Annotated in this window: 12 protein-coding genes and 1 pseudogene; 7 read left to right on the top strand and 6 right to left on the bottom strand. The window is 71.1% G+C overall.

The annotated features are described in order from the left end of the window. Positions 1-5: 5 nt before the first annotated feature. Together Q8A52_RS39230 and Q8A52_RS39225 are read right to left on the bottom strand one after the other, a co-directional pair. A pseudogene (locus tag Q8A52_RS39230) lies at positions 6-3,265 on the bottom strand (S8 family serine peptidase). A 146-nt stretch (positions 3,266-3,411) separates the two neighbouring features. Continuing rightward, positions 3,412-3,954 (bottom strand): CGNR zinc finger domain-containing protein, encoded by a 543-nt coding sequence (locus Q8A52_RS39225; protein ID WP_316760800.1) that lies wholly within the window; start codon positions 3,952-3,954, stop codon positions 3,412-3,414. Positions 3,955-4,066: 112 nt separating this feature from the next. On the opposite strand from Q8A52_RS39225, the gene Q8A52_RS39220 reads away from it, so the two are divergent. From Q8A52_RS39220 to Q8A52_RS39195, 6 genes are all read left to right on the top strand, one after another. After that, on the top strand, positions 4,067-4,513 hold the full coding sequence (locus Q8A52_RS39220; RefSeq protein ID WP_316760797.1) for a VOC family protein: 447 nt from the start codon (positions 4,067-4,069) through the stop codon (positions 4,511-4,513). 2 nt (positions 4,514-4,515) lie between these two features. After that, positions 4,516-5,400, top strand: a complete 885-nt coding sequence (locus Q8A52_RS39215) for a pyridoxamine 5'-phosphate oxidase family protein (protein WP_316760795.1) — start codon at positions 4,516-4,518, stop codon at positions 5,398-5,400. A gap of 9 nt (positions 5,401-5,409) precedes the next feature. Beyond that, the gene (locus Q8A52_RS39210; protein ID WP_316760792.1) at positions 5,410-5,865 is read left to right on the top strand and encodes an NUDIX hydrolase; all 456 of its coding nucleotides are present in this window, start codon (positions 5,410-5,412) and stop codon (positions 5,863-5,865) included. Between the two features lie 274 nt (positions 5,866-6,139). Next, positions 6,140-7,921, top strand: coding sequence for a TIGR03767 family metallophosphoesterase (locus Q8A52_RS39205; RefSeq protein ID WP_316760789.1), 1,782 nt, complete (start codon positions 6,140-6,142; stop codon positions 7,919-7,921). Positions 7,922-8,014: 93 nt separating this feature from the next. After that, the gene (locus Q8A52_RS39200; protein WP_316760787.1) at positions 8,015-9,160 is read left to right on the top strand and encodes a serine hydrolase domain-containing protein; all 1,146 of its coding nucleotides are present in this window, start codon (positions 8,015-8,017) and stop codon (positions 9,158-9,160) included. A gap of 171 nt (positions 9,161-9,331) precedes the next feature. Then, positions 9,332-10,528 carry a glycosyltransferase gene (locus Q8A52_RS39195; protein ID WP_316760906.1) on the top strand — a complete coding sequence of 399 codons (1,197 nt, stop codon included), beginning with the start codon at positions 9,332-9,334 and terminating at the stop codon, positions 10,526-10,528. Here the strand turns inward: Q8A52_RS39195 and Q8A52_RS39190 are convergent. From Q8A52_RS39190 to pepN, 3 genes are all read right to left on the bottom strand, one after another. Then, entirely contained in the window at positions 10,492-11,040 is a 549-nt protein-coding gene (locus Q8A52_RS39190; protein ID WP_316760784.1) for a GNAT family N-acetyltransferase, read from the bottom strand. The genes Q8A52_RS39195 and Q8A52_RS39190 overlap by 37 nt on opposite strands. A gap of 111 nt (positions 11,041-11,151) precedes the next feature. Then, positions 11,152-12,198, bottom strand: a complete 1,047-nt coding sequence (locus Q8A52_RS39185) for a hypothetical protein (RefSeq protein ID WP_316760781.1) — start codon at positions 12,196-12,198, stop codon at positions 11,152-11,154. A 178-nt stretch (positions 12,199-12,376) separates the two neighbouring features. Continuing rightward, positions 12,377-14,983: an aminopeptidase N gene (pepN, locus tag Q8A52_RS39180; protein WP_316760778.1), complete on the bottom strand. Its 2,607-nt coding sequence runs from the start codon at positions 14,981-14,983 to the stop codon at positions 12,377-12,379. A 160-nt stretch (positions 14,984-15,143) separates the two neighbouring features. Here pepN and Q8A52_RS39175 point away from each other — a divergent pair, with 160 nt between their 5' ends. Beyond that, positions 15,144-15,788, top strand: coding sequence for a mycothiol-dependent nitroreductase Rv2466c family protein (locus tag Q8A52_RS39175; protein ID WP_316760775.1), 645 nt, complete (start codon positions 15,144-15,146; stop codon positions 15,786-15,788). 218 nt (positions 15,789-16,006) lie between these two features. On the opposite strand, the gene Q8A52_RS39170 is transcribed toward Q8A52_RS39175, so the two are convergent. After that, complete coding sequence (locus Q8A52_RS39170; RefSeq protein ID WP_316760772.1) at positions 16,007-17,431, bottom strand: FGGY-family carbohydrate kinase; 1,425 nt, start codon at positions 17,429-17,431, stop codon at positions 16,007-16,009. Positions 17,432-17,450: the final 19 nt, after the last annotated feature.

Raw genomic sequence — 17,450 nt, 5'->3', positions numbered from 1 at the left:
CGGTGTTACGGAGTGACCTTCTCGATCTTCACGCTGCCCACGCCCGCGATCGTGCCGCGCGCGTTGACCAGCTGGACCTGGCCGAAGAACTCGCGTCCCTCCGGGGCCACCGCGGCCGCCGTGACCTGACCGGTCACCGTGGCCGAGTCACCCGTGCCGAGCTTCACCGGCGCCGAGCCGTCGACGGTGACGGAGCCGAGCGCGGAGGAGAAGAACACGTCCCGGTAGTCGTAGTCGGTCGAGCCCGACGGGACCGAGTAGCCCACGACCTCGATGGTGTAGGTGCCGGCGGCCGGTGAGGCAATGGAGACCGCCTCCTCGGAGTCGCCGTCCGCGGACTGCGCGACCTGCTTGCCGCTCGCGTCGTACACCGTCAGGTCGAGGTCGGCCGCGGTGTCGGAGACACCGCCGATGGCCACGTCCAGCGACTTGGCGCCCTCGGGCACGGTCACCGTGGTGGTCCGGGTCTCGCCCTCCTTGATCGACGGCCGGGCCGTCTTCGAGGAGCCGAGCGGGCCGCCGACGAGCTTGCCGTCCAGGGCCGCGTACTTGTTGGTCACCTTCCAGGAGACGGCGGCCGGGGTGCCGACCTTGGCCTCGGGCACGGTCACGGTCTCCGGGTCGAAGGCCGCGCCGAGGACGCTGACGTCCAGCTTGTACGGGTTGTCGAGCAGCGGCGACGTCCGGCGCGACTCGACCTCGATCTCCCAGACGCCGGCCTGCGGGTCCGCGTACGAGCGCACGTCGGGCTTGCAGCCGTTGCCGTTCAGGTAGTTGTTGTAGCAGAAAGGCGTCGAGGTGTTGTCGACCGGAACGCCGTACGGGTGGATCGCGATGAACCGCGTCTGGCTCTTGTCCTTCAGGCCGCTCATCGCGACCTCGAGGGACTTGGCGCCCGCCGGGACGTTCAGGAAGTACGACTGGCTGCTGTTGCGCTGCACCGAACTCGACGCGGAGTAGGTGTAGCCGACCGGGGTCGACACGACGACCGTGGTGAGGATCTGCTTGTCGACGCCTTCGGTCCTCGGGTCGTCGACCTCCAGGATCGCGCTCTTGATGCCCGCGGACCTCGGGGCCGCCTGGACCTTGACGGTCACCGGCTGGTTCAGCGGCAGCTTCACCATGTCGTCGCCGACGATCCGGAAGGTGTCACCGGCGTTGTTCACGAAGTTCAGCTCGTGCCACAGTGCCCGGTCCGGGCCGGAGGTACGGGTGATGGTGACGTCGTACGTCTTCTTCTGCCCGGCCTTCAGACCGCCCTCGCGGTCGTACAGGCCCGTGCCGAAGCCCGGCGTCTTCAGGGCGAAGTCGATCGCGGTGTCGACGGGCGCCTTGACCGTGTATTCGTGGGCGGTCGCCTCGTCGCGGATCGCGTCCCACGCGTCCACGATGTCGATGCGACCCGAGCCCTCCTCGTACGCCTGGACCCCATGAGGGTGATGTCCTTCTGCTTGGCGGCGCTCAGCAGCAGCGCGCTCGCGCCCGCCGCCTGCGGGGACGCCATCGAGGTGCCCTGGAGCATCGAGTAGCCGGCCGGCAGCGAGTACCCCGCCTCGGCGACCGGGGAGCCCGGCAGCCAGGTCTGGGTCGTATTGATCGCGGCGCCGGGCGCGACCAGGGTCGGCGTGAAGCCGCCGTCCTCGCGCGGGCCGCGGGAGGAGAAGGGCAGCAGCGCGTACTTCTTCTCCACGGCGGAGCCGTAGTTGGCGGCCCAGGTCTCCCTTGAGATGCCCGCGCCGACCGAGATGACCTTGTCGGCCAGGCCGGGGTCGCCGATGGTGTTGGCGCCGGGGCCGGAGTTGCCCGCGGAGATGACCAGCTGGACGCCGTAGGTGTCGATGAGGCGCGTGTAGAGCTCGGCGCGCGCGTTGTTGCCGTCGTTGAGCGCCGGGAGACCGCCGATGGACATGTTGACGATGTCGACGCCGCGGTTGGCGACGAGGTCGATCATGCCCTCGGTGAGCGCGACGTTGGTGCAGCCGCCGGTCCAGGTGCAGGCACGGGAGGAGACGATCTTCGCGCCGGGCGCGGCGCCGTTCATCCTCCCGCCGAACAGGCCGTTGGCCGAGGTGATGCCGGCGACGTGGGTGCCGTGCTCGGACTCGATGACACCGATGTTGACGAAGTCGGCCTTCTTGCCGACCCAGGACCCGCCGTACGGGTCCATCGGCACGTCCTTGCGGATCTGCACGACGAACGGCTGCCGCTCGACCACGTCGGTGGCCGGGTTGTCGGTGCCGAAGTAGCCGATCTGGTAGCCGTCCTTGTACGGCTTCATCGGCGTGTCGTCGGAGAAGTCGTAGTTGTTGTTCAGGTCGACGGTGACCGTGCCCGCCGCCGCGTCGTACAGAACGCCCCAGGAGTCGGTGGTGTCGCCGTCCCGGTTGGCGTCGCCCGCCGCGTCACCGCCGGTGGTGTACGACTCCTTGAAGGTGCTGATCTGGTACGACCCCGCGGGCGCCGTCCAGGTCCTGCCGCCGTAGGTGAAGCTCGGCCCGGACACGGACGTCACCATCGGACGCCAGGTCTGGTCGCTGTCGACGATCGGGTCGGTCGCCGTCACCCAGTCGACGATCTTCCGCTCGCCGGTGGTGGTCTTCTGCAGCGCCGGGTGGCCGAGGTCGACACCGGAGTCGAGGATGCCGATGGTGATGCCGCGGCCGTCCGCCTTCGGGTGCTCCTTGACGAAGTCGACGGCGCCGGTCTCGAAGGACGGGTTGTACGGGTTCTCGGCCGGGGTGTTCTTGCCCGGTGCCGGGTAAGTGGCCGCGGTCCCCGTGCTCCCCGCGCCCTTGGCGGTGTCCGCGCTCGGCGCCGGGTCGTCGAGCTGGATCTCCTGGCGCAGATCGATGGCGTGCACCGAGGACAGCTTCGCGGCGGCGGCGATCGCCGCGTCCGCCCGGCCGGTCGGGACGGTGGCGCGGACATAGCCGAGCTTGTCGTAAGTACGGCCCACCGAGCCGCCCTTGACCGCGTCCAGCTCCTGGGCGACCTGTTCGGTCCTGCCCGGGGCGGTCGCGATCATCATCGTGACGTTCTTGTCCCCGGCGGCCTTGGCCTCGGCGAGCAGGTCGGCGTCGTCCGAACCCAACTTGTCGTGGGCCGACTTGACGCCGGGGTCGGCGGCCGCGGGCGGTGCGTCGGCGGAGAAGGCCATGGGTATCGGCCCTGCCGCGGAGAGAGCGGCCACCACGCCCACGGCCACGGCTGTGCGAGCCAGGCGTCTCGGGCCGGGTATGGGTTCGCGCTCGGGGGTGTGAGTCATCGGCATCCCTTGTAGGTGGAGACTTCCGTGCCGGACGAGCGCACAGCTTTACCCAAGGGACACAACTTTGGGGAGCGTTGACCGAATCGAAATTTATGTATGGGGAAAACCCGCTATCGGATTTGGGGGGTTGAGTCCCGAATCGATCAGGTTTCCTTGGAGCGGGCGTAATGGCGGGACGCCTTGGCGCGGTTGCCGCACGCGGCCATGGAGCACCAGCGCCGGGTGCCGTTCCTCGACGTGTCGAAGAAGTGCAGGACGCACGACTCATGGGCGCAGCCACGGATCCGGTCGGGGGCGGTGGCGAGCAGCTCCAGGTAGTTGCGGGCGGCGAGCCAGGCCGGCCCCCAGGCGGGATCACCGAACTCTGCCCGCTCGCCCGGCCCCCCGGCAGTGAGCGTGGGCCGGATCCGGCCGTGCGCGAGGACCGCGTCGACGAGCGGTGCCCCTTCCTCGGGTGACCCGTCCACCACGGCCTTCAGCGCGTCCCGCGCCTGGAGAAGGTGGCGCAGCACCTCCGCGTCGGAGGCGTACTCGCCCGCCAGGCCGTTGCTCGCGAGCCAGACCGCCAGCCCCTCGGTGTCCGTGAGCAGGTCCTGGGTGACGCCCTCCCGGCTCCACCGCGTGTTGAGCAGATCGAGCGAGAGCGGCTCGCCGGTGAGCGGACGGGGGTCGGACGTGGCGGACATCGGGCACTCACTCCTTCTCTGCTAACCGCTCAAGAGTACGTGACCGGTTGACGCTCTCGATTCTAACCTTTAATGTCAATGAAAGAGGTTAGATAATTCGAAGGGGAGAGCCATGACCTTGAGCACCGGCCACATCGGCCTGAACGTCACCGATCTCGACCGCTCGCTCGCCTTCTACCGGGACGTCCTGGGCTTCACCCTGCTCGCGGAGGGCAAGGAGGACGACCGCCGGTACGCGTTCCTGGGCGACGGCGGCGACAGCCCCGTGCTCACCCTCTGGCAGCAGGCCCAGGCGCCGTACGACGGCGGCCGGGCCGGCCTGCACCACCTCGCCTTCACGGCCGACTCGATCCAGCGGGTCGAGCGGTACGAGGCGGCGCTGCGCGCGCACGGCGTGGACTTCGCCCACGAGGGCGTCGTGGCCCACCGCGAGGGCGCGGCCTCGGGCGGGATCTTCTTCCACGACCCGGACGGCACCCGCCTGGAGATCTCCGTGCCGGACGGCGCCGAAGGTGCCCCGGCTCCCAACGCCGCCGCCCCGACCTGCGGATTCTTCTGATCATGGGGGTCTATCACCTCGGCTCCCGCGCCGTGCAGGACCGCGTCGGCGTGCGCGGGGCGGCCGACCACGTGGGCCGCGCCATCGGCGAGGGCATCAAACCGGTGGCCGCCGCCTTCCTGGAACTCCAGCCGCTGCTGATCGCGGGCGCGGCGGACCCCGCGACCGGCCGGGTCTGGGCCTCGCCCCTGGCCGGCACCCCGGGGTTCGTCCGGGCCACGGGCTCCCGGCAGATCTCTGTCGCGGGCGGGCCACCCCCGGCCGACCCGCTCGCGACGGCCCTCGCCGCGCCGGGCACCGCCGTCGGCACCATCGCGCTCGACCCGCGCACCCGCCGCCGCATGCGCCTGAACGGCCGGCTCCGGCCCACGGCCAGGGGGTTCGCGATCGAGGCGGACCGGGTGTTCTCCAACTGCCCCAAGTACCTGCAGAAGAGGGACACCTACGAGATCACCGGCCGCACACCCGGCCCGCCCGTCCGCACGGACGAACTGACGCCCGCCCAGGCCGGGTTCGTCACGGCCGCCGACACCTTCTTCATCGCCACCGTGCACCCCGCCGGCGCCGACGTCAGCCACCGCGGCGGCAACCCCGGCTTCGTGAGCGCCGATTCGCCCAGCGAACTGAGCTGGCGCGACTACCCCGGCAACTCCATGTTCCTCACCCTCGGCAACCTGACGGCCGACCCGCGCGCCGGGCTGTTGTTCCTGGACTGGACTTCGGGCACGACGCTCCAGCTCACGGGCGCCGCACGCACGGAGTTCGGCGCCGACGGGGAGCGGATGGTCCGCTTCACCATCATTGAGGCCGTGGAGACCCCGGCGGGCGTGCCGCTGCGCTGGTCCGCCCCCGAATACTCACCTGCCAATCCGGAGCGGGCGCGTTAACGTCCCCCCGTGCGCGAGAAGTTGAGGGTGGCGGCCTACGCCGTGTGCGTCCGCGACGGACAGATCCTGCTCGCCCGCTCCCCGGCCTTCGACGGAACCCCCGAGTGGGTGCTGCCGGGCGGCGGCATGGAGCACGGCGAGGACCCCTACGACACCGTCCGCCGGGAGGTGGCCGAGGAGACCGGCTATCGCATCGAGGTGACCGGTCTCCTCGGCGTGGACTCCTCCCGCCATGTGCGCGGGCGCCAGGGACTGCGTTCCGCCACGGACCACCACGGCGTACGGATCATCTACGAGGGCGAGGTCGTCGGCGGCGAACTCCGCAACGAGATCGGCGGCTCCACCGACCTGGCTGCCTGGCAGCACCTGTCCGCGGTGCCCGGACTCACCCGGGTGCGCCTGGTCGACATCGCCCTGCGTCTGTGGCGCGAGCGACCGGCCGCGGGACGAGTGGAATCCGGCTGACGGAGAGTCGGCCAAGGCTTCGCCGGCCGCGGGCCCGGGGACCGTCCCCTACCCCGAGAGATGAACACTGAGTGACCGCCCTCGGGCCACCCGAAATCCACTCCATGACCGCCCCCGTACGCCGAGATCCACGTACGGTGATCGGCGCTGCCCGTTGCCGCCTCGTTCACGCGCAGGTCATCCCCGCTGCCAACGATCCAAAGTGAGCGGGATGTTCGCGACAGCGATCGCCCGCGACCACAGCCGACGCGTTCGCACTCGGGGAGATCGCGCCATGTCGCGCATACGCTCTGTCGCCACCTCCGCGCTGGGGGTAAACCGCCGTACCGTCCTCGCCGCCGCCGGAGCGGTGTCCGTCTCCGCGGGCATCGGCTACGCCCTGCGCCCCACCGACAGCCAGGCCGCCACCACGTCCCAGGCACCGGTCGCCTCCCTCCCCCAGTCTCGGCTTCGCTCGACCGGGGGAACCCCCATGGCCCCGGCGGCCGCCCTCGCCCCCTACACCAAGGGCACCACCCTCGCCACGGTCGCCGCGCCCCGCACCAGCTCCGGATACCGCCGCCTGGGCGACGGCGCCGGCTGGAAGCGCGTCGTGCGCAGCGAGCTCGCCGCCCCCAAGTCCGGCCGCGCGGGCCGCCGTACGCCCCTCGCCGCCTTCGTACAGTTCACCGATCTGCACCTGATGGACGTCCAGCACCCGCTGCGGCTGGAGTTCCTGCGCTCCACGGACCCGCACGCCTGGCGCCCGCAGGAGGCGCTGACCGTGCAGGGCGCCATCTCGCTCGTCGAGCGGGTCAACGCGCTGCGGGGCGCCCCCGTCACCGGCTCCCCGCTGCACTTCGTCATGACCACCGGCGACAACACCGACAACAACGCCCACTCCGAACTGGAGTGGTTCATGAAGGTCATGAGCGGCGGCCGCATCACCCCCGACTCCGGTGACCCGCGGCACTACGAGGGCGTCCAGAACAGCGGTCTCAAGCTGTACTGGCAGCCGGACTCCACGCTCCGCGACGGCGACAAGGCGCTCGGATTCCCGCACCTCAAGGGTTTCTTGGCGGCCGCCGTCCGGGAGGTCCGCAGTCCCGGTCTCAACCTGCCCTGGTACTCCACCGTCGGCAACCACGACGCGCTGCCCCTCGGCTGCTACGGCTCCCACGGCGACCCCTACCTCGCCGAGGCGGCCATCGGCGGCAAGAAGCTGATGAACGTGTCCGCCGCCGACGCCAAGAAGCTCCAGGACGCCATCAAGAACGCGAAGGACCCCAAGGGCGTCGGCTACCGCGACTTCCTCAAGGCCCACGCGCGGTCCATGCACTCGGTCACTCCGGACGAGAAGCGCGCCCCGTACACCCCCGCCGACTATCTCAAGGCCCATCTGGACCCGGCCTACCAGGGCATCGGACCGGTCGGCCACGGCTACTCCTCCGCCAACCTGGACGCGGGCACCCAGTACTACGCCTTCCGCATCGCCGACGACGTGATCGGTATCAGCCTCGACACCACCGACGCAGGCGGCCACTACGAAGGCTCCGTCGGCACCGCCCAGCTGAAGTGGCTGGACAAGACGCTGCGGGACAACAAGGACTCGTACGCCATCGTCTTCAGCCACCACACCAGCAAGACGATGACCAACACCCGCCCGGACCCGGCCCACCCCGGCGAGCGCCGGCACAACGGAGCCGAGGTGGTGTCCCTCCTCAGCGGCCACGCCAACGTGCTGGCCTGGGTGAACGGTCACATCCACAAGAACGTCGTCACCCCGCACTCCGCGTCCGGCGGCCGCTCCTTCTGGGAGATCTCCACCGCCTCGCACGTCGACTATCCGCAGCTCGCCCGGGTGATCGAGCTGGTCGACAACAAGGACGGCACGCTGTCGATCTTCACCACGCTCATCGAGTCGGCCGCCCCCCACCGGACGAACTTCGCCGACCTCAGCCAGACGGGCCTGGCCGCCCTCTACCGCGAGCTCTCCTTCAACGCCCCCGGCGCCAGCAAGACCCTCGCGGGCGACGCGAACGACCGGAACACGGAGCTGGTGCTGAAGAAGGGCTGAAAGTCACTCAACCGGTTCCTCGGCAGGCAACCCGCCCCGATCTGCGCGTGTCCCTCCCCCCGACCGAGCTCGACGGCGAAGTTGGGGGAAGACATGTCCGTACGTACGACGCTGGTGGGCGCCACGACCCTGGTCCTGTCGGCCGCGCTGGCAGGACCGGCCCTGGCGGCCGGCCCCGCCAGAGCCACCGCCGAGCACTCCGCCACCCGCCGGGCCATCGAGGCGGCGGTCGGGGCGGGCGTGCCCGGCGTGACCGCGACCGCCAAGGACGCCCGCGGCACCTGGTCGGCCACGGCCGGCGTCGGCAACCTCCGCACGGGCGCCCCGCGCTCGTCGGACGACCGTTACCGCGTGGGCAGCATCACCAAGACCTTCGTGGCGACGGTCCTCCTCCAGCTGGAGGCCGAGGGTCGGCTGTCCCTGGACGACACGGTGGAGAAGTGGCTGCCGGGCGTGGTGCGCGGCCACGGCCACGACGGCCGCCGGATCACGATCCGCCGGCTCCTCAACCACACCAGCGGCATCTTCAGCTACACGGCGGACGACGACTTCGGCCGCACCTATTTCCTGGCGGACGGCTTCTTCGAGCACCGCTACGACACGCTCACCCCCGCCCAGCTCGTCGCTGTCGCGATGAAGCACGAGCCGGACTTCGCGCCGGGCACCTCCTGGAACTACTCGAACACCAACTATGTGCTCGCGGGAATGGTGATCAAGAGCGTCACGGGCCACTCGTACGCCCACGAGATCACCCATCGCATCATCGGCCCGCTGCACCTGAGGGCGACCTCCGTGCCCGGCACCCGGGCCACGGTCCCGCACCCCAGCAGCCGCGCCTACTCCAAGCTCGCGGAGACGACCACGGGCCCGACGTACGACGTCACGAAGCTGAACCCCTCCCTGGCGTCGTCGGCGGGCGAGATGATCTCGGACTCCGCCGACCTCGACCGCTTCTACCGTGCCCTCCTGCGCGGCGACCTGCTCCCGCCGCAGCAGCTGAAGGAGATGAAGACCACGGTGAAGATCGAGGGCGCCCCGAACACCGGCTACGGCCTCGGCCTCATGGACCGCACCCTCTCCTGCGGAGTCCACGTCTGGGGCCACGACGGCGGAATCCACGGTTCCACGTCCTCCGCGGTGACCACGGCCGACGGCCGGCACACCCTGGCGTTCAACTTCAACGGCGACTGGACGGGGGACAGCGACGCGGTGCTCGAGGGCGAGTTCTGCGGACGGTGAGCCACCTCCCGCCACGGTGAGTCGCGTCATCGAGAGGACCCGGAGACGAGACACGGCGTTCATCTGTACGAAACGTCCGTACCGCCTCATATCGGCTAACCCGCTGTTCACGGGGATGGCTCGATTTTGTGCAAGGCGGGTGGTCGTGTGCGCGAGAGGCACGGACTGCGTGTGCTGTCTGTCTACGAGGGTTTCTTCTCCGGCGGTGCCCGGATCGTCCACAGTGATGTCGTCCTCGGACTGGTCGAGGGCGGTCAGCAGCGCCACCAGGTGCTGAGCGTCCACGGTGAGGTGCACCGCGAGGCCACCCGCCAGCGCATGGAGGACGACGCCTGTTACCGGTCGCTCACGGCGGGTGGTATCGGGGTCACGTCACTCGGGCGCAGTGCCGGGCTGGTCGACGGCGCCGTCGCCGCGGACGTTTTCACCGGGCCCGAGCTGGCCGAAACGGCTCGGGCCATGGCCGGGGCCGACGTGATCCTGTCCCTGAAGGAGCAGCCGCTCGCCCTCCTGAACCAGGCCGGGCTGCCGCGCCGGCCGGTCGTGGTCTGTCTGCACCGGTCCGACCCCGAGAACCAGGGCCCGGCTCTGGACGAGCTGAAGGCCGCCATCGCGGACGGCACGGTCGTGGCGTGTGTGTGCTGCGCCGAGTCGACGCGGGACGCCTACCGGGCCGCCGGGATTCCCGGTGAGCTGCTGCACGTCATTCCCAACGGGGTGGACCTGCTGCGGTTCCGGCCCGACGCGGCGGTGCGGGCGGCGTTCCGGGCCTCGCTCGGGATCCCGGGGGAGGCGCCCGTGGTCGTCTTCGCCGCCCGGTACGCCACGATGAAGAACGTTCCCCTCTTCCTGCGTGCCGCGCGCGAGTGGCTGGCGCGCGAGGGCGGCGGGCACGTGGTCATGTGCGGCGCCGGAATGACGGACGACACCCCGGCGCTCTGGGCGGACATCGCGATCGCCTTCGGGGACGACGAGCCGGCCCTGCGCGGACGTCTGCACCTGCTCGGGGTGCGCCGGGACATGGAAGCGGTGTACGCCGGGGCCGATGTCGTCGCCCTCACCTCGATGTCCGGGGAGGCGGCCCCGCTGTGCCTCATCGAGGGCATGATGTGCGGTGCCGTCCCGGTGACGACCGACGTCGGCGACAGCGCCTCGATCGTGGCCGGACACGGCTTCGTCACCCCGCCGGACCCGGGCGCCATCGCCCTGGCCTGGTCCGGTGCGATCGCCGGCCGCGCCGACTTCGCACCGGCGCTGGCGCGGAGCCGGGAGCGGTTCAGCCGCACGCGGATGATCGCGGCGTACGCCGCACTGCTCGACGGGGTCCACACTCAGGGCGCGGTCGCGTCTCCGGGTGCCGGGCTGTGAAGGTCGCCGCGCAGCACGCTGTAGGAGACGCCGTCCCGCCAGTGCCCGTCGCGGAACACGATGCTGCGTAGGATCCCCTCGCGGGTGAAGCCGGCCTTCTCCAGCGCGCGCTGCTCCGCGATGTTCTCCAGCTCGGTGTCCGCCTCGATCCTGATCACAGGGGTGTGCGCGAACAGGTAGTGGACCAGGAGCCGTTGGGCCCGGGTGCCGACTCCGCGGCCGCAGGCGTGCGGCGCCAGCTGGATCCCCATGTTCCAGCAGTACGAGGCGGGCCCGGTGACCGCCTTCCGCCAGGCCACGAACCCGAGCCGGTCCGCGCCGCTCGCCACCATCAACTGCCCGCCGTCGTCCCCCAGCAGCCCGTTCTCCGCCCACCGCCGTCTGAAGCGCCCGGGATCCGACCAGCCGTACCACTGAAAGGGACCGGTGGCCCCGGGGTCCACCAGAAACTGCTCCAGCATCGGCAGATCGTCCTCACGGACGGGACGCAGCATCACGGTTTCATCGGTCACCACAGCCACCCTACGGGCAGCGACCGCCCCAGGCCCTCCGCACAACGAGGAGGGGCCCCGGCAGTTGGCCGGCGGCCCCTCTTCTCCCCTCCTGTTGCCCCCGGTCCGTCCCTATCGGGGCAGTACCAGGACATACGCGGCCGGTTCGCGGTCTCCCGCTGCCATCAGGGCCGTCCGCACCACTGCCGCCTGCTGTTCCAGGGAGTGCCTGAGCTTCCTGGGGGTGATGTGGACGACCGTGATGCCCAGGCGCTCCAGGTGCTCACGCTTGCGGGCGTACTCCGACCACAGGGCGTCGTCCTCCTGGTGCGGGGCCCGGGTGTCCAGTTCCACCGCGACCGCCTGCTCCGGCCAGTACGCGTCCAGGCCGCCGAGACGGGGGCCGCCCGGGAGCCTCAGGTCCACGTTCCAGACCGGGTCGGGGAGGCCGTACTCGCGCACCATCCGGTACAGGTGGTCCTCCGCGAGCGCCCTGCCCTCGGCCACGAGCGAGTCCACCGCGTCCACCACGTGCGGCCGGCTCAGCAGCTTCGCCTGGGTCAGCTCCCGTACCACCGCGGCCGGTTCGCAGTGACCGGCGCGTACCGCCTCGGTCAGCAGCCGGCGTACGGCGCCCCCCTCGGTCAGTTCCGCCACCGCGTCGGCCAGGGCGCGCGCGACCGGGGCGACCGGGAGCCCGGTGACCTGGCGGGGGGCGGGCAGATCCGGGGTGCGCAGGATGCGGACGTAGCCCGTCGTGCGCAGCCGGCGCAGCCGCGGGACCAGCACGTCGATGCGGTCCAGGGAGGTGAGCGGGGGAGCGGCGGCGAAGCCGTACAGGGCCAGGGCCGCCAGGCCCGTGATCACCGCCTCCTGGTACACCGGGCGGTGCGGTTCGTCCGCGCTCGGCTGGGACGGCACCCCCGGCATCCCCGCCGCCGACTCGCGCGCCGCGTACAGCAGCGCCGCGTGCAGGCGCTCCTCGCTGGTGGCCGGACCGGGGTGGAGCAGGACGATGCCGGGGAGGAGCTGCCGCCAGGGGCCGCCGGGGCGGCACTGCTCGTTGAGTTCGGCCGTCGAGATGCCGTGGGCGCGCAGACGGGCCGTCGACATCACCCGGCGGTGCACCTCGGAGAGGCGGCGTACGGGGCGGGGGGAGAGCGGGGTGTTGTGGGTCATGCCGTCGAGATTCCCGCGCCTCGTCCGCCCCTTAACCGTTGTTACACGCCCGTCGAAAAATGCGGACAAGACGGTACTAAAGGACGAGTGTTCGGGTGCCGAATAGGCACGGAAAACCCCTGGTCCGTTCGGGGGTGGACCAGGGGTTACGGCTGTTATTGCCTGAATTCCGTAACGGTCACGGACGGGCCGGGCTTTGGCCAGAGGTCGCCGCGTCGCACGCCTGTCCACGCAGCGCCCGAGCGAGGTCGTCCCGTGCCTCGACCACCAGTCGGCGCAGCGCGGGGGCCGCGTCCCGGTGGGCGTCCAGCCATGCGTCCGTCGCGTCCAGCGTCTCCGGAGAGTCCTGGAGGGACGGGAACAGGCCCCGGACCACGTCCATGCCGATCTGGATCGACCGGTCCGTCCACACCCGCTCGATCGCGGCGAAGTACTTCTCCGTGTACGGCGCCGTCAGCTCCCGCTGCGACGGCTGCGCGAAGCCCGCGATCGTCGCCTCGACCAGCGCGTTGGACAGCGCGTCCGACTCCACCACCTGCGCCCACGCCTGTGCCTTCACCGCGGCCGAGGGGCGGCCGGCGAGGCAGCGGACCTGGTGGCGTCTGCCGGAGGCGGTGTCGTCGCGGGCCAGCTCGGCCGCCAGGGCCGACTCGTCCGCGACCCCGTGGGCCGCGAGCGGCTCCAGGAACGCCCAGCGCAGCTCCTGGTCCACCTCCAGCCCGTCGATCTTGGCCGTGCCCTCCAGCAGACCCTGGAGCAGCCGGAGGTCCGCCTCGCCCGACGCGACCGTCGCGAAGAACCGCGCCCACGCCAGCTGATGCTCACTGCCCGGCTCGGCCTGCCGCAGCTCCGCGAGCGCCCCGTCCGCCAGCAGGCGCTCGCCCGTGGTCCGCCACTCGGGCACCGCGTAGTGCACCAGCGCCGAGTTCGCCCATGCGTGCAGCATCTGCAGGACGCCGATGTCCGACTCGCCGGCCGCGTGACGGAGCACCAGGTCCACGAAGTCCCGGGCCGGCAGCAGCGCGTCCCGCGTCATGTTCCACAGCGCCGACCAGCACAGTGCCCGGGCCAGCGGATCGGTCACCGTTCCCAGGTGGTCGCGCAGGGTGGAGAGCGAGGTCTCGTCCAGCCGGATCTTGCAGTACGTCAGGTCGTCGTCGTTGACCAGGACGAGCTCCGGGGCCTCGGCGCCCGCCAGTTCAGGCACGACCGTGCGCGCACCCTCGACGTCCGCCTCCACGCGCGCGTACCGCTCCAGCGCCCCCTGCGGCGTGCGGCGGTACAGGCCCACCGCGACCCGGTGCGGACGCAGCTCGGGATGCACCGCCGGGGCGATCACGGCGGCCTCCTGGAGCACCGCGAGCTCGGCCACCCGGCCCTCCGCGTCCAGCAGCACCTGCGGGGTCAGCGAGTTGACCCCGGCCGTCTGGAGCCAGGAGCGGGCCCAGGCTGCCATGTCCCGGCCGCTCGTCTCCTCCAGCACCGACAGCAGGTCGCCCAGGCGCGTGTTGCCGTAAGCGTTCCGCTTGAAGTAGCGCCGCGCGCCCTCCAGGAACGCGTCCTGGCCGACGTACGCCACCAGCTGCTTCAGCACCGAGGCGCCCTTGGCGTAGGTGATGCCGTCGAAGTTCAGCTTGGCGTCCTGCAGGTCGCGGATGTCCGCGGTGATCGGGTGGGTGGAGGGCAGCTGGTCCGCGCGGTACGCCCAGGCCTTGCGGCGGTTGGCGAAGGTGGTCCAGCCGTTGGCGAAGCGGGTCGCGCCGACCATCGAGAACGTGCCCATGAAATCGGCGAAGGACTCCTTGAGCCACAGGTCGTCCCACCACTGCATGGTGACCAGGTCGCCGAACCACATGTGCGCCATCTCGTGCAGGACGACGTTGGCCCGCGCCTCGTACGAGGCCTGTGTCACCTTCCCGCGGAAGATGTACTCCTCGCGGAAGGTCACCAGACCCGGGTTCTCCATCGCGCCCAGGTTGTACTCGGGCACGAACGCCTGGTCGTACTTCCCGAAGGGGTACGGGTAGTCGAAGTGGTCGTGGAAGAAGTCCAGGCCCTGCTTGGTGATCAGGAAGACGTCGTCGGCCTCGAAGTAGGGCGCGAGGCCCTTGCGGCACATGGCGCCGAGGGGGACCTCCAGACGCGTGCCGTCCTCGAAGACCCGCTCGTAGGAGTCGGTCACATAGTGGTACGGGCCCGCCACCACGCAGGTGATGTACGTCGAGATCGGCTTCGTCTCCGCGAAACGCCAGACCCCGTCGGTGAGTTCGCCCTCGCCGTTGCTCCACACCCTCCAGCCCTCCGGGGCGCGCACCTCGAAGCGGAACGGGGCCTTGAGGTCCGGCTGCTCGAAGTTCGCGAAGACACGGCGGGCGTCGGCCGGCTCGTACTGGGTGTAGAGGTAGACCTCGCCGTCCTCGGGGTCGACGAAGCGGTGCATGCCCTCACCGGTGCGGGAGTAGGCACACCGGGCGTCGACGATCAGCTCGTTCTCGTCGGCCAGATCCTCCAGGGCGATCCGGGAGCCGTCGAAGACCTCGCTCGGGTCGAGGTCCTTGCCGTTGAGCGAGACGGCGGTCACGCTCGGGGCGATCAGGTCCGCGAAGCTCGACGCGCCCGGCTCGTTGCAGCGGAAGCGGATCGTGGTGACCGAGCGGAAGGTGCGCGGTTCGCCGTCCCCTTCGCCGACGGCGGAGCGCAGGTCGAGGGACACCTCGTACCCCTCGACCGACAGCAGGGCGGCCCGCTCCCGGGCCTCGTCGCGGGACAGGTTCTCACCGGGCACGGGTGCACTCCCTCGTGGTCGCGTGCAAGGACGGCTTGCCGAAGACGGCTGAACAGGACCGATCCTGCCATGTGCCCCTGACAGGGGGCAGCAGGGAATGGCCGGGTGGACCGGCACGTTCTCACGGGAATACGGGTAAGCGTTCCCCTTGAGGAGAGACATGTCGGAGAAGACCCCCGTCGACTTCTGGTTCGACCCGGTGTGCCCCTGGGCCTGGATGACCTCCCGCTGGGTCCTGGAGGTGGAGAAGGTCCGCGACGTAGAGGTCCGCTGGCATGTGATGAGCCTGTCGGTGCTCAACGAGGACAGGCTGGACGAGCTGCCGGAGGACTATGCCGAGAACATGCGGCCCGGCGGCAAGACCTGGTGGCCCGTCCGGGTGGTGATCGCCGCCCAGCAGCTGCACGGCGACGACGTGGTCGGCAGGCTCTACACCGCGCTCGGCACCCGCTTCCACAACGAGGGCCTCGGGGTGAACCGCGACAGCATCGCCGCCGCCCTCGCCGACGCGAACCTGCCCGCAGACCTGATCGAGTACGGCGACAAGGACACCTACGACGCCGAGCTGCGCGCCTCCCACAAGGAAGGCATCGACAAGGTCGGCCAGGAGGTCGGAACCCCGGTCATCTCCGTCCCCGGCCCCGCCGGCGAGGAGATCGCCTTCTTCGGCCCGGTCGTCACGCCCGCCCCCCAGGGCGAGGAGGCCGCCCGCCTCTGGGACGGCACCCTCGCGGTCGCCTCCGTCCCCGGCTTCTACGAGATCAAGCGGACCCGCACCAAGGGCCCGGACTTCAGCAACCTCTGATCCTCACGCCGGCTCGGGAGGGGGGAAGTGTCCGCCGTCGTTCCACTTCGGCTTGCGCTGGTAACGACGGCACCCCTCCCGGGTGCAGCGGATGTACGCCTCCGGCGCGAAGTCCGGCTTCTCCTGCGGACGTACTTCTTCTCCTCCTCGGTGAGGTCACGGAACGCCTGAAGGGGCCCGCCGCAGCTCGGGCACCGCTTGAACTCCATCTGTGCTCCCTACAGCCGTGCTCCCCGCGACCGGGCCAGCCGCGCCAGGTGCTCCTCGTACCCCTTCGCGTAGTACGCGGCCCGGCCCGGGTCCGGTTCGACGACCGCCGCCGGGCCGGTCCAGGCGGCGGTGTCGAGGGTGATCCCGTACCGTTCCGCCGCCGCGAGGACCGCCCCCCGGGCGCCCACCTCGCCCTCCACGACCCGCAGCGGGCGGCCCAGCACATCCGCGAGCAGACGCATCCACGCGGGACTGCGGGTGCCCCCGCCGCACACCGCCAGCGTGCCCGTCAGACCCGCCGCCGCCAGACAGTGCCGGGCCGCGTAGCCGATGCCCTCGCAGGTCGCGCGGATCAGATCGGCGGGCGTCGACTCCAGGGAGACCCCGGCGAGTTCGGCGCGCAGACCGGGGTCGACGAAGGGGGCGCGCTCGCCGGACGGCGCGAAGTACGGGAGCACCCGGACGCCGTGAGCACCGGGCGGGGTCTCGGCCAGCAACGCGTCCACCTCGTCGTGCCGGACGCGCGTCGTGGACAGCACCCAGTCCAGGGCCGCCGTGCCCACCATCGCGGGCATGGCGCGCAGCCAGTGCCCGGGGCGGTCGGTGGAGATGTACAGACCGGCCGGCTCGCCGGTCAGATCCAGCTCGGCGGTGGCCACCAGGGCGGCCAGACAGGTGCCGACGATCAGCAGGCCGTCGCCGGGGGCGGTGACTCCGGCGCCCAGCGCGCAGGCGGGCAGATCGTACGGGCCGTTCGCCAGCCGGGTGCCGGGCGGCAGGCCCGTGCCGCGGGCTCGAGCCGTCGCCACCGGATCGCTGATCGCGGGCAGCAGGCCCCGGCGGTGGGGCAGGCCCAGGAGCTCGACGACCCGGTTGTCGTACGACCGGGTGCGCGGGTCCAGGAACGGCATCGAGGCGTCCGAAACGTCCGTCGTGGCCCGTGCCCCGCCCGTCAGCCGCTGGAAGACCATGTCCTTGCAGTAGACGGCCGCGGCCGCCGCGTCCAGGGACTTCGGCTCGTAGCGGTCGAGCCAGGCCAGCAGCGGGCCGGGGCAGCCCGGGAACATGGCACTGCCGGTCCGCCGGAACACCGTCTCGAAGGTGCCGTCCGCCAGCCACTGGTCCAGCAGTTCGTGCGCCCGGCCGTCCATCCAGGAGGCCGCGGCCCGCACCGGGCGCCCCTCCCCGTCGACCAGCCACACCCCGTCGCCCTGCCCGGTGAGCCCCGCCAGCTCCACCGGCTCCGGCACCCGCGCCGTCAGACCGTCCAGCACCGCGACGACCGCCGCGTACACCTCCTCCATGTCCTGCTCGACCGAGCCCTCGTGCAGATCGAGCCCCACCGGCCGTGCCTCGACGGCAAGTTCACGTCCGCCGCCGTCGAACGCGGCGGCCTTCACCAAGGACGTGCCCACATCTATTCCCACGTACATGTGCCACTCTCCTCAGCTG

It is taken from the genome of Streptomyces herbicida (assembly GCF_032656585.1).
Lineage (GTDB): Bacteria > Actinomycetota > Actinomycetes > Streptomycetales > Streptomycetaceae > Streptomyces > Streptomyces herbicida.
Note: the sequence above shows the minus strand (reverse complement) of the source record. Positions and strands in the feature narration are given on the sequence as shown.

What these genes read in the sequence shown, in the direction of transcription:
- Q8A52_RS39170 (WP_316760772.1), bottom strand. Translation starts at nt 17,431, where the DNA reads ATGTACGTGGGAATAGATGTGGGCACGTCCTTGGTGAAGGCCGCCGCG.
- Q8A52_RS39185 (WP_316760781.1), bottom strand. Translation starts at nt 12,198, where the DNA reads ATGACCCACAACACCCCGCTCTCCCCCCGCCCCGTACGCCGCCTCTCC.
- Q8A52_RS39225 (WP_316760800.1), bottom strand. Translation starts at nt 3,954, where the DNA reads ATGTCCGCCACGTCCGACCCCCGTCCGCTCACCGGCGAGCCGCTCTCG.
- Q8A52_RS39215 (WP_316760795.1), top strand. Translation starts at nt 4,516, where the DNA reads ATGGGGGTCTATCACCTCGGCTCCCGCGCCGTGCAGGACCGCGTCGGC.
- Q8A52_RS39205 (WP_316760789.1), top strand. Translation starts at nt 6,140, where the DNA reads ATGTCGCGCATACGCTCTGTCGCCACCTCCGCGCTGGGGGTAAACCGC.
- Q8A52_RS39200 (WP_316760787.1), top strand. Translation starts at nt 8,015, where the DNA reads ATGTCCGTACGTACGACGCTGGTGGGCGCCACGACCCTGGTCCTGTCG.
- Q8A52_RS39220 (WP_316760797.1), top strand. Translation starts at nt 4,067, where the DNA reads ATGACCTTGAGCACCGGCCACATCGGCCTGAACGTCACCGATCTCGAC.
- Q8A52_RS39175 (WP_316760775.1), top strand. Translation starts at nt 15,144, where the DNA reads ATGTCGGAGAAGACCCCCGTCGACTTCTGGTTCGACCCGGTGTGCCCC.